The sequence below is a fragment of the Bacteroides sp. L008 genome (assembly GCF_040812255.1).
GTDB classification, from domain to species: Bacteria; Bacteroidota; Bacteroidia; order Bacteroidales; family Bacteroidaceae; genus Bacteroides; species Bacteroides vicugnae.
The window spans coordinates 1119168-1131266 of sequence record NZ_JBFNXO010000001.1; the positions used below are offsets into that span (position 1 = coordinate 1119168).

Annotated in this window: 7 protein-coding genes and 1 tRNA gene; 3 read left to right on the plus strand and 5 right to left on the minus strand. The window is 39.4% G+C overall.

Going from position 1 to position 12099, the window contains the following annotated elements; translation table 11 throughout:
- Nucleotides 1-12: 12 nt before the first annotated feature.
- From AB3G73_RS04445 to AB3G73_RS04465, 5 genes are all read right to left on the minus strand, one after another.
- Complete coding sequence (locus tag AB3G73_RS04445) at nt 13-4005, minus strand: two-component regulator propeller domain-containing protein (RefSeq protein WP_195650123.1); 3993 nt, start codon at nt 4003-4005, stop codon at nt 13-15.
- Between the two features lie 229 nt (nt 4006-4234).
- On the minus strand, nt 4235-5419 hold the full coding sequence (locus AB3G73_RS04450; RefSeq protein ID WP_148366710.1) for an ABC transporter permease: 1185 nt from the start codon (nt 5417-5419) through the stop codon (nt 4235-4237).
- Complete coding sequence (locus AB3G73_RS04455) at nt 5403-6587, minus strand: ABC transporter permease (protein WP_148366709.1); 1185 nt, start codon at nt 6585-6587, stop codon at nt 5403-5405. The genes AB3G73_RS04450 and AB3G73_RS04455 overlap by 17 nt, the downstream gene beginning before the upstream one ends.
- A gap of 22 nt (nt 6588-6609) precedes the next feature.
- Nucleotides 6610-7596, minus strand: a complete 987-nt coding sequence (locus tag AB3G73_RS04460) for an HlyD family secretion protein (protein ID WP_148366708.1) — start codon at nt 7594-7596, stop codon at nt 6610-6612.
- Between the two features lie 6 nt (nt 7597-7602).
- Nucleotides 7603-9015 (minus strand): TolC family protein, encoded by a 1413-nt coding sequence (locus tag AB3G73_RS04465; protein WP_148366707.1) that lies wholly within the window; start codon nt 9013-9015, stop codon nt 7603-7605.
- 777 nt (nt 9016-9792) lie between these two features.
- Here AB3G73_RS04465 and AB3G73_RS04470 point away from each other — a divergent pair.
- The 3 genes from AB3G73_RS04470 (at nt 9793) to proS (ending at nt 12098) form a co-directional block, all read left to right on the plus strand.
- Nucleotides 9793-9865 (plus strand) — tRNA-Gly (locus AB3G73_RS04470).
- A 140-nt stretch (nt 9866-10005) separates the two neighbouring features.
- Nucleotides 10006-10434, plus strand: coding sequence for a DUF2867 domain-containing protein (locus AB3G73_RS04475; protein WP_148366706.1), 429 nt, complete (start codon nt 10006-10008; stop codon nt 10432-10434).
- A gap of 170 nt (nt 10435-10604) precedes the next feature.
- On the plus strand, nt 10605-12098 hold the full coding sequence (gene proS, locus AB3G73_RS04480) for a proline--tRNA ligase (RefSeq protein WP_004306082.1): 1494 nt from the start codon (nt 10605-10607) through the stop codon (nt 12096-12098).
- The last annotated feature ends 1 nt before the right edge of the window (nt 12099 follow it).

The window sequence follows — 12099 nt, forward strand, 5'->3', positions numbered from 1 at the left end:
GCTTTTTATTTATCAATCTTCTTCATCGTCATCTTCCGGATCAGCAGTAGTGGAATTACCTCCTTCTTTAGCATATTTGCTCGGACTCATCTTATAGTGTTTTTTGAATACTTCCCGGAAATACTTAGTTTCAGAGAATCCAACCATGTCTGAAATCTCATTAATAGCATATACACCCTCTTTCAGTAATTCGGTAGCACGTTTCAAACGCATCATCCGGATAAATTCTGTCGGAGACTGTCCCGTCAAAGCTTTCAACTTACAATAAAAACTGGTACGGCTCATCCCACTTGATTCACAGAGCACATCAACAGTAAATTCAGGGTTATTTATATTCTCGTCCACGATTTTCTTTACATTTGATATAAACTTCCAATCAAGACTGTTAGTACCGTTTGCTGAAGGAACCATTGATTTCATTTCTATATCCAGATTGACATATCTCATACGCAACAGTTCCCGGTTTGCCAGTAAGTTGGCAATATTCGCCCGCAAAATTTTCACACTGAAAGGTTTGATGAGGTATTCGTCCGCACCAATGGACAGACCGTCAAGAACATTGTTTTCATCTCCTAAAGCTGTGAGCAACAATACAGGAATATGTGAAGTCTCAATATCGCTTTTAATAGCGACACACAATTCATCTCCTCTCATCTCCGGCATCATAATATCAGAAAGTACCAGTTCCGGCCAAAATTCTTTTATAATAATCAATGCTTCCTTTCCATTGGCGCAAGCTTGCACATTATAGATGGAAGATAATGAACTGACCAGATAAGAGCGTAACTCATCATTGTCTTCTACAACCAGAATTCGTCGTGAATTAGGATTATCCACAACGACAGTTGTCTTTGCAGGTACATTCGGAGTGGGGAGTACAGGAGCCAACGCTTCAAACTTAGCGTGTGTTTCCTCCCCGGTATTTTGAAAGTTTTTATTGCTTTTCGGAAAGACAATTTTGATTGTCGTTCCTTGATGTTCAACACTCTCCACACTAATCTTACCACCATGAAGGCTGACCAGTTTTCCTACCAGCATTAATCCTATGCCACTACCTGTCACTTTGGAGTTAATGGCATTGCTGGCGCGAAAATGTAGCTTGAACAACTTACTTTGTTCACTGGTAGGAATACCTATACCTGTATCCTTGATGATCACTTTCCATGAATCATTCGTATCAGATACGGAAATACTGACCTTTCCACTTTCCGGAGTATATTTTAGCGAGTTCGATATTATATTCTTCAAAATAGAATCCATCTTCTCCTTATCAAACGATACATTCATATAGCTGAAAGTACTCTCGTATGTATACTCAATGCGCTTAATGGCTGCATAAGAAGAGAATGTATCATATATTTCATTCATATAAGTATTCAGCTCATACTCGGAAACACTCATTTTAGAGGAATATACATCCGTTCGTTCAAAATTAATCAGATTGCTGACCAGTCGTAGAAGAACTTCCACATTCCTCAATGCAATGTTCGTACGGGTTATCCCGTTGTCGGTAAGATTCTCTTCTTCCAGCAATTCCTCCAAAGGTGCTTTTATCAAAGTTAATGGAGTACGTATATCATGAGCTGTATTAATGAAGAATTGCGTTTTTTCATCCGATACCTTCTTTTGTTTTCTTAGATTTATCACACGTAGAATGAAATAAAACCCTCCGATTACAAACAAGATATAACATAAAATAGCCCACCAACTCGACCAGAAAGGTCGTGTGATGATAATTTTCATACTACGTTCCTGAAAAACAATATCATGTTCTTCTTTGGATACAGCACGCACATGAAGGGTGTATTTGCCCGGAGGTAAATTGGTGAAACGAATCAAATTATTAGCTCCCGGTAGTGTCCATTTCTCATAAAATCCTTCCAGCTTCCAAGAATATAATGCATTCTCGGGAGAATCATAATTGATTGTAGAAACCTCGAACGAAAAAGTATTCTCATCATATCCGAGTTCCAGTACATCTGTTTCATCAATATTTTTCTGTAAGGGAGCACCTTTGTCACCTGGGTAAATAGGTTGATAAGAAAGATAAAAGTCACTGAATATCAATCTCGTGAATTCATATTTGGGAAACGTCACATTCTCCGGAAGTTCAATAACTCCATCTGTACTTCCAAATACAAAGCCTTTATTCTGACGCACTGTTCCTGCAGATGCATTAAAATAGGCAGGTAATAATCCTTCTCCTCTGGTCCAATTATTAAATATCTTCTCTTTAGTATGAAAACTGGTGATTCCATTCTCTGTACTCATCATTATACGCCCGTTCATTTCCGGCAGTATTGTAAATATCCTGTTTGAAACCAATGCGGAATTATCAGAAAAATAGTGCTCGAATGTTTTATTTTGATGATTGTACACAAATACTCCTACACCATTTGTTCCGATATATAGCAATCCATCATCCGCCTGATAAAGCGTATTGATATAAGCAGCTCCTATTTCCATTTCAATAAACTGATATTCACCGGTATTTCGATTTAATAAATACAATCCTCCAACGGTTCCGATCCACATATTGTCTTTGTCTTTTTCAACAATAGATGTGATAGAATTCAACCCCGGATATAAACGGACACTGTTGGTTGCCAGATTAAAACATTTTAGATTATAGTACCCTCCCGACCAGATATATCCTCTCGAATCCTTAACTATATCACGAATATACTTATCCGGGCGCATATTGACGTGGGAAAGCAGGTAAGGAGAGAAGTATTCAACCGACAATGTATTCTTGTTTATTTTATAAATGCCGGAAGTGAATCCCCCTGCCCATATGATACCGGGAGATACTTCACATAAAGTAATAAAGATATGGTTTTTATCTTTGATCTGTTGGTCAAAAGAACTTAGGAACGAATGCCATTTACCTGTTTTTGAATGATAAAGACTAATGCCATTGCTGGTTCCGAACCATAAATCGCCATCCTCATCTTCAATGACTGCATGTACCTGATCATTGACTAGCGACTGATCATTCCCTATGGAATGCTTCATCCAATGATAATTTTCATAGCGATTATCCATTATTGTGATTCCGGTGGGATAATTGGCGAGCCATATTCGCTTTTCTTCATCTACAAAGACATCATTAATGTTATTTCCGTTCATTTCATTATAACTCTGATAGTTGGCTACAATGTAATGTTCCAGTTTACAAGTGTTCACATCAACTTTATATACTCCCATCCCTTCGGTTGCAATCAACAGTTCCATTTCATTCAAAGGACTGATACAAGCAATATTTACGTCACTGAGGTCAGCGTCCGGCCGTATAATTTCCTGCGTATTCGTATCATATACAAAAACTCCTCTTTCAAATGAACCGATAAACAGTCTTTTTAATTGCTGGTGAAAATACAGTTCACTCACCTGAGCATGGAAATAGTCTAATGTTTCAACAGGTATAATCTCTAAAATATCATTCTCCAATTTAACATACCGTACACCTGTTTCCGTTGCTATAAAGAAATGATGTTCATCTACTTGTTCTATTGCCGTAATACTAGTATGGAATATATTGGAAAATTGGAATATGCGAGCATCTTTGATATTATAAAGCAATATAGTATCCTTGCGACATAACCAAATATTATTATTCCGGTCCAAATAACCACAGCTAATTGTTTCAGAAGTATCCGGTAATCTATATACCATTCGGAAATCATCTTTATTAGCGTCATATTGAAAGATTCTCCCTTGCTTGCCAATCACCCAGATACCTATATGCGGTTCTGTATACAACCATCCCAGACGTATGGGAGCATCTAAAGTATTACCTTCCTTATTTAATTTATAGTGTTTTATATCTTTACCGTTGTATCGGTCCATCCCTTCATTTGTAAGGAACCACATATAACCCTGAGCATCTTTCTGAATATTGAATATCCGGCGATTGCTCAAGCCATCTTCTATTCCTATATATTTGTATGTCTGTGCTGTAACCCAAACAGGAAAAAAGAGAAGAATATATACAATGTATTTCATATAAACAATTGTTTTTTAAACTACTTCTAACGATCATATAAACATAACAGTTAACGAAACTAGACAAAAGCAATGACAAATACAAAGAAATAAGAGAGATTCTACTAGAAAACATCTATTTAGAAACATTTTTATTTCCAAAGTTGATTATTCACCTTGCGAAGTTGATTTATCTGAAAGTGTTCTTTTGCTATATGTTATAATTAGCGCATGTTTTGTTTTTGTTAATTTAACCAATCAAATGTGATTCCAGTTTCTTCTTATAGACCCATATACTTATTGTAAAATAAATAAGTGCCTGTATCCAGAGAGTTATATATTCCAGTTTGATATCAGCCATACTGGCTCCCATAGAATTCAGTTTCACAAAAGCAAGCGTACCTGGTGCAGCTGGAAAAATGAAATGGGCCACCTTCCAATACCAGGGCATTAGTTCCATTGGATAGGAAACCCCGGAAAGAAAGATTAATCCTACGGAGAAGAAGGCGATCATAAGTAGGGGAGCTTCAGAATCCGTAAAATACCTGGAAGCAGCCAATCCCAGGAAAGAAGTTGCCATCAAATATGGAATCAATAATAACACAATGTATAATCCGTTTCCAATATTAGGTATGCTGAAAAAATGAGGGAGCAAGCCTAATAGAAAAAAGGCAAAGATGGCATAAAGAGCACAGTACACAGACGTTTTTCCTGCTACTATACGAATGGCAACTCCCCAGCCATACCCAAAAGGAGTATATGCGCGGATTCCTTTACTACTGTATTCTTCTCCGGTCACCATACCAATAACCATCAGCAAGGTCTGGAAAATTATAATCATCATGACTGCCGGAATAAGATAGGAACCATATCCTTCGGTATAATTATAGAGTGCAGTGCCTTCCACATTGATCGGTTTCGCCATAGCTACGGCAAGCAATCCTTGTGGCGGAAGAAACACCGCTTCATCTGGCCGGTATTTATCATTAATAGCCAGCATGACACGTGAAGAAGCACCCTGCAAAGCTTCGAAATACAGGAAGGCATCAGTAGTTGCATAAAGGGAAAATACGGCTTCATCTCCCCGGAACACCCGCTCTTCAAAGTCATGAGGCAGATAGAGTATTCCCTGTACTTTGCCTTCTTTCATCCATTCTTTTGCTTCGTGATAATCCATAGCCTGACTGGAGATCTCTGCCTGGGGAGTAGCATCCAGCCAACGGATAAAATTACGGCTCAATTCACTGTGCGAATTGTCGACTACGGCAACAGGTACATCGGTTACAATATTCGGTGCATACATATAATTGTAGAGCAACCCGTAAACGAAGATTCCTCCCATCAACACCAGCAAAACCGCATAACTGGTACTGATAGCTAGAAATTCACGACGAATGATGAATGACAACTGTTGTAACTTACTTAATGTTTTCATACTTATGACTTTCTATAGCTCGTTTTAAATGAGGAAGCAGCGACAGGGCCAGCAACGGGAAGATACAGAGTATCACAGCCGACGGCCAAAGATGGATAAACCCACCGCCTCCATAGAGCATGGTTTGCATCATTTCCGTAAAATGACGGACAGGGAACAAATGGGAAGCATCCCTCACCAACGGATACATATTGGGAACCGGAAAGGTCACTCCGGACAAAGTAGCCCCCAGAGAACCTACCATAGAAACTACACTTATAACCAACGATATTGCCGGAAACAGCGAGAATAAAAACAGTCCTAAAGCCTGTGTTGCAATGATGAAAAGCACAGTCATGATATTCATTAGCCACCAACTCCCCTGAAAAGGAATATGCAAAATGCCGAACATGACGTAATTAGCCAGCCATCCTATCAGTATATATATAATGGTATAAGGTAATAATTTACCTAAAACAGCTGTCACTATATTGCCTTTGGCAGTCGCCAGCCAATCATCTGCTGTGCGGAACTTGATTTCAATGCCAACCGCATACACGGTAATCAACAGAATCAAAACCTGAAACAGAACAAAGAAAAAGGGCTGACTTAAATATACCGAATAATCCAGACTAGGATTATATATCGGATGGTTATTAGCCTGTACAGGTAATAAAAAGGTGGTAATCTGATCCTGCTCTACTCCGAGTGCCATCGCTTGCATCACCACAGGAGAAAGAGCCACCGGAGCTAAGGAAGTTTCGAATGCCGCCATCAACTCACCACCTACCGACATTAATGCATAATGATAATAGTAGGAGAGTGTTGCATTCTTTCCGGTAATCGCATTCTGTTCAAATTGGGGAGGTATGGAAAGATATCCATAAATCTCTTTTTTTTGCACAGATTCACGGGCAGCTGCTTCATTTACAAAATGCTTTGTCACTTTAAAAGTTGGTACGGCAGAAATGTTCCTGACTATCGTCCGGGAAGTAGCAGTATTGTCCTGATCAACAATACCGATAGGAATGTTTTCCATCTGTCCGTTGCCAAAGATCGTAGCCATAAAGAAAAGGGTGAACAATGGCAAGACAATGCAGACACCAAAATAAAGGCGCCGCGAAGTCATTCGCCGCCACTCTCTGAGCAGTACGGAACGAAAAGGGGAATATGTTTGTGATTCATCCATTCTCTGGTTTATTTGATGTCTATTAATCTAAAGTCAATAACACGGACATACCGGGACGCAAGTCATCCACCTTTTGGGTTGGACGGGCATGAATCTCAAAGGTACGTAAGTCATAGCTTCCGGTTTGCTTGGTTGATTTCCAGGTAGCAAAACTGCCTAACGGACTAATATAATAGATTTTAAATTCAATATTTTCTTTACCGATAGCAGGCACGTCCGCAACGAATGTTCCGTCCATTTTAAATTGCGGCATCAGATCTTCCCGCACGTTAAGAACAACATGTATATCATCCATCACCACCAAATTCATAATGGGAGTTCCCGGTGCAACCAACTCTCCACGTTTAGGGAAGATCGTTGCTATCTGTCCGTTTTCCGGAGCGGTCAACCGGGCGTCTACCAGCAGAGCCGAGACTTCATCCACTGTGCTTCGGGCAGCATCGACCATGCTGGCAGCAGACGCTTTATCTTCCTTTTGTGCACCATCTACAGCCATCTGATACTGTTCATAGGCAGCGCGTTCGGCTGCTACAGCCGCTTTATACATAGCTTCTACTTCATCTTTTCTTTGAGAAGTAACGACACTGTCCTTATATAAAGTAAGAATACGGTTGTAGGTTGTCTGGGCGAGAGTAAGATCGCTCTTCGTTTTGTTCCATAATTGAAGTGCAGTAGCTACAATCTGACGACGGGTTCCGGCATCTATTTTCTTGTTCTGTTGCACTGCTACCTGTTCCAAGGCATTCACTTGTTGATACTTGGCATGTACTTCAGGGCTATTAATGACAACAAGAGTATCTCCCTGATGTACCCAGTCTCCCTCCTGAACGAAGAAAGTGTCGATACGGCCGGGAAGTTTCCCACTGATACGGATTTCTGTTGCTTCAGCTTGTCCTTGCAAGACCAGCGGCTGTTTATGCATGATTATAACTCCCAGGCCGGTGAAAATACCGACAGCCAGAAGAATGATGACAAAAGCCCATGATAGGGTTCTACTAGTTGGTTTCATTGTTTGTTACGGTTTAGGTTGATAGTTTGCAAATTGTTCCGGTGTGCCACAAAGCGAGAGTAGATTCATAAGTGCCACATCATATTCATAATATGCTGCCAGACGAGCCACTTTTACACTGGCAAGCATGGTTTCAGCATCAATAACTTCGGTAGAAGTTGCCATTCCTTCTGTAAATGATTTCTTTCGGATGCGTACCAATTCTTCACTTAAAGCAATCGTTGCATTTAAAGCTTTTACATTATCCTGTGCCTTTTCCAACTGCGTGTAAAGTTTATCTACCCCAACAGCCAGATCATCACGGGCTTTCATCTGTCCTAAAGCCAGAGTTTGTTCCGTTAATTTCGATTGCCGCACTCTTTTTTCACGATCCAGCCCGTCAAAGAGGTTCCATGTAAAACCAATACCTACCATGGTACGCGGTAATAAATTACTCTGAATACCATGCGAATACAAGGTCTGCTTTCCGAAAAGGGCTATATTCGGCAAATAGCCGCTCTGAGCAATCCGCACTTCTTGTTTGGCAATATGCTGCTGCAACTGTAATTGGTTGAGTGTATAGTTCCCGCTGTTTACAGAAAGATCGAATAGCATTTTAGGTGGCAATGAATCATTCATAAAAAGGGGAGAGGTAGGAGTGATGTTGGCATCTGTATCCTTTTTATTCAGCAAGACTTTTAAGGCACTTTGCACTACTGTTTCTTCTTTTCGCGCAGCTTCCAAGGCACGTTTGGCTTCATCCATATTTACCTGGGCAAAAAGCCTGCCTGCCTTGTCAATCATTCCTGCCGCCTCTAATTTCAAGGCATTTTCATAATGTTTCTTCAATCCGTTGTAAGTTTCTTCACGGACAGTCACAATTTGTTGTGCCAATCGAAGCCCATAATAACTTTCAACCAATAAACTTTGCTGATTGGCCGATACCTGTGCCCGACTTTCCCGTGCCAAGTCGACCATCGTTCTTCCGATGTTGGTGGCACGAAAACGCTTACCGCCGGAAAAAAGTACCCACTCGGCTGATAAATCGACAGTTGTCAGATTTCTTGGAGTCAAAGGAAATATAAGGGTATTTGCCCCAATTTGATCCAATATAGATGAAATAATTTGGTCATCCGGAATAATGGAATGTACAAAGTCCTTAGCCGGATCGGTAAACTGCGACAAAGGCTGTTTGACTTCGATCTTCTCCGACATGTGTACAAACGCACCTGTAGACTGAAGACTGGGATACCAGAAAGCATTCAGCTTATCACGTTCTGCCTTTGCAATCTCAATACTCTTATCTGCTATTTTCAGACTCTGATTTCCTTGATTCAACAGATGCAGTGATTCTTCGAAACTCAATGGTGTCTGTGCATCTATCTGACCGATGGAAAAATACAAAGTCAATAGTATAAAAAGTCGCTTATTTTTTTTCATACTGGTTAGGTTATATCTGAATTTGAGATATTCTAACAGATGAAAAGAGAGGTTTGTTCATTAGAAAGAATATAGCGATACAACAAAAGGAGTTTTCAACGCTTTTTTATAAGATGTTCTATTTTTCATCTTCTCTTTGAATCACGCTTGTGTCATTTCGATCAGATAGAAAAAATGATGCATAAAATAATGCAAGTATATACAATATACGTGTTATTAATGGATATAAACTACTTGAATATACAAAATATAAATACATATTGGAGTCGTTTCTTTAAATGAAAAGCTCCGTTCCTTTAAATGGAACCAGTCGTTGGTCGGTAAGAAGCGTGTTCTCCCTTTAAAAGCAAGCTCCCAAACAGCTCATAAAGCACCCGTTGGTTTCTAAATCTTATTTATTTTACTAGAGACTAAAACTATCTATTTGAAACAATATAAGCAACTTTAGTCTCACATATTCAATATTTGTTCTCTAGTTAGAACCTATTGATAGATTATCCACTAAATCAGTTTGTGTCTGAATCTTATTAACCAGAAATCCTGGAGTTTTTCCTATAGGGACTATCGTCAGTCTGTATATTTTTAATTATGCGGGTCACTAATATGCGTTTTTTCATATCCGGTTGTTTTTTCAGCAACACAAAAGAGTTGAAGAGACTTTGATTTCACTTTTTTCTTGCATTAAAATTTCTGCGATTTTATTTGAGATATAAAAATTATGTTTACCTTTGCATCACCATTTCATAAGGCTTTTGAGTCGAGAAATGCAGTAAGCATGCGGTAATAGCTCAGTTGGTAGAGCACTAGCTTCCCAAGCTGGGGGTCGCGAGTTCGAGCCTCGTTTACCGCTCTTTTGAAAATCAGGTGGTTATCTTAAATAAACTGCCTGATTTTTTTATTTTTCAAGCCTCCTTTTTCCATGGTTTTACTTATTATCGGAGTAAACCTAAACTGAACATATTGTAAAATAACCCTAATTGAATAACCAATATGGCTAAGAAAATAGAGAAATATCTCCCCGTAGATTACAGTGACAGTTTTTCCATAGAAGTTACAGAAAACCATCTGTCTCCTAAAGATATTATTTTAAAAGTCTTTGCTCATAACCCCGCTTGGCTCCGAATGTTGTATGCAATAAGGGCCTGTTTAGTCAAACCTTTCGGTATAGAAACTAAAGCTATTGAAAGTGAAGAACTTATTATAGAGGAAGACAAGCAAGAAGCAATTATGAGAAAAGACGATAAACATTTATTGTTTTATGTCGATATTCTCATTACACCATTGGAAACAGGAAAACAAATGATTGAGGTTACCACATTAGTAAAATACCATAATTGGGTAGGAAAAGCTTATTTCTTTTGTATAAAACCTTTTCATCGGGTTATAGTGCCTTTAGTTCTCAAAAAGGCACTATGCTGAACAAACATAGTCGGGGATGCAACCATATAACGAATATGAAAAATGAGATATGTAATATGGAAGCACATGACTTTAGAAAATTAATGCATGAAGAATAGGGCAGTTCATGCATTTTTCGTATTTTTGCACCCTGTTTTAACACTTAAGAAAACTTTAAATAGAAAAATATAATGGCAAAAGAACTGAAAGACCTTACCAAACGTAGTGAAAACTACTCACAGTGGTATAACGATTTGGTGGTAAAAGCTGATTTGGCAGAACAGTCTGCTGTGCGCGGATGTATGGTGATCAAGCCTTACGGATACGCTATCTGGGAGAAAATGCAACGTCAATTGGACGACATGTTCAAGGAAACAGGACACGTAAATGCATACTTCCCGCTATTAATCCCGAAATCATTCTTAAGCCGCGAAGCAGAACACGTAGAAGGGTTTGCGAAAGAGTGTGCCGTAGTAACACATTATCGCTTGAAGAATGCAGAAGACGGTTCAGGAGTTGTAGTAGATCCTGCAGCTAAATTGGAAGAGGAATTAATTATCCGTCCAACATCAGAAACAATCATCTGGAATACTTATAAGAACTGGATTCAGTCATACCGTGACCTACCTATTCTCTGCAACCAATGGGCGAACGTTTTCCGTTGGGAAATGCGTACCCGTCTTTTCCTGCGTACTGCCGAATTCCTGTGGCAAGAGGGACATACCGCTCATGCTACCCGTGAAGAAGCAGAGGAAGAAGCAATCAGAATGTTGAATGTATATGGTGAATTTGCAGAAAAATATATGGCTGTTCCTGTTGTAAAGGGAGTGAAATCAGCCAATGAACGTTTCGCAGGTGCACTTGACACTTACACAATAGAAGCCATGATGCAGGACGGAAAAGCATTGCAAAGTGGTACTTCCCACTTCCTGGGACAAAACTTTGCAAAGGCATTCGATGTTCAGTTCGTTAACAAGGAAAACAAGATGGAGTATGTTTGGGCTACTTCATGGGGTGTTTCTACTCGTTTGATGGGTGCATTGATTATGACTCACTCGGATGACAACGGATTGGTATTACCTCCACATTTGGCTCCGATTCAGGTAGTAATCGTTCCTATCTATAAGAATGACGAACAACTGAAACAAATTGATGCTAAAGTAGAAGGCATTGTAGCTAAGTTGAAAGCACTGGGTATCTCTGTGAAATATGATAATGCGGATAACAAACGCCCGGGCTTCAAATTCGCTGATTATGAATTGAAGGGTGTACCTGTTCGTTTGGTTATGGGTGGTCGCGATCTTGAAAACAACACGATGGAAGTGATGCGCCGTGATACACTGGAAAAAGAAACAGTTACCTGTGAAGGCATTGAAACATACGTTCAGAACCTGCTTGAAGAAATGCAGGCTAATATCTACAAAAAAGCATTGGATTACCGTAATTCCAAGATAACAACAGTAGATACCTACGACGAATTTAAAGAAAAAATCGAAGAAGGCGGATTTATTCTGGCTCATTGGGACGGAACCACTGAAACAGAAGAAAAGATTAAGGAAGAAACCAAAGCAACTATTCGTTGTATTCCGTTCGATTCATTTGTTCCGGGCGACAAAGAACCGGGTAAATGTATGGTTACAGGTAAACCATCTGCTTGCCGCGTCATATTTGCACGTTCTTATTAAA

What these genes read in the sequence shown, in the direction of transcription:
- AB3G73_RS04445 (WP_195650123.1), bottom strand. Translation starts at nt 4,005, where the DNA reads ATGAAATACATTGTATATATTCTTCTCTTTTTTCCTGTTTGGGTTACA.
- AB3G73_RS04450 (WP_148366710.1), bottom strand. Translation starts at nt 5,419, where the DNA reads ATGAAAACATTAAGTAAGTTACAACAGTTGTCATTCATCATTCGTCGT.
- AB3G73_RS04455 (WP_148366709.1), bottom strand. Translation starts at nt 6,587, where the DNA reads ATGGATGAATCACAAACATATTCCCCTTTTCGTTCCGTACTGCTCAGA.
- AB3G73_RS04460 (WP_148366708.1), bottom strand. Translation starts at nt 7,596, where the DNA reads ATGAAACCAACTAGTAGAACCCTATCATGGGCTTTTGTCATCATTCTT.
- AB3G73_RS04465 (WP_148366707.1), bottom strand. Translation starts at nt 9,015, where the DNA reads ATGAAAAAAAATAAGCGACTTTTTATACTATTGACTTTGTATTTTTCC.
- AB3G73_RS04475 (WP_148366706.1), top strand. Translation starts at nt 10,006, where the DNA reads ATGGCTAAGAAAATAGAGAAATATCTCCCCGTAGATTACAGTGACAGT.
- proS (WP_004306082.1), top strand. Translation starts at nt 10,605, where the DNA reads ATGGCAAAAGAACTGAAAGACCTTACCAAACGTAGTGAAAACTACTCA.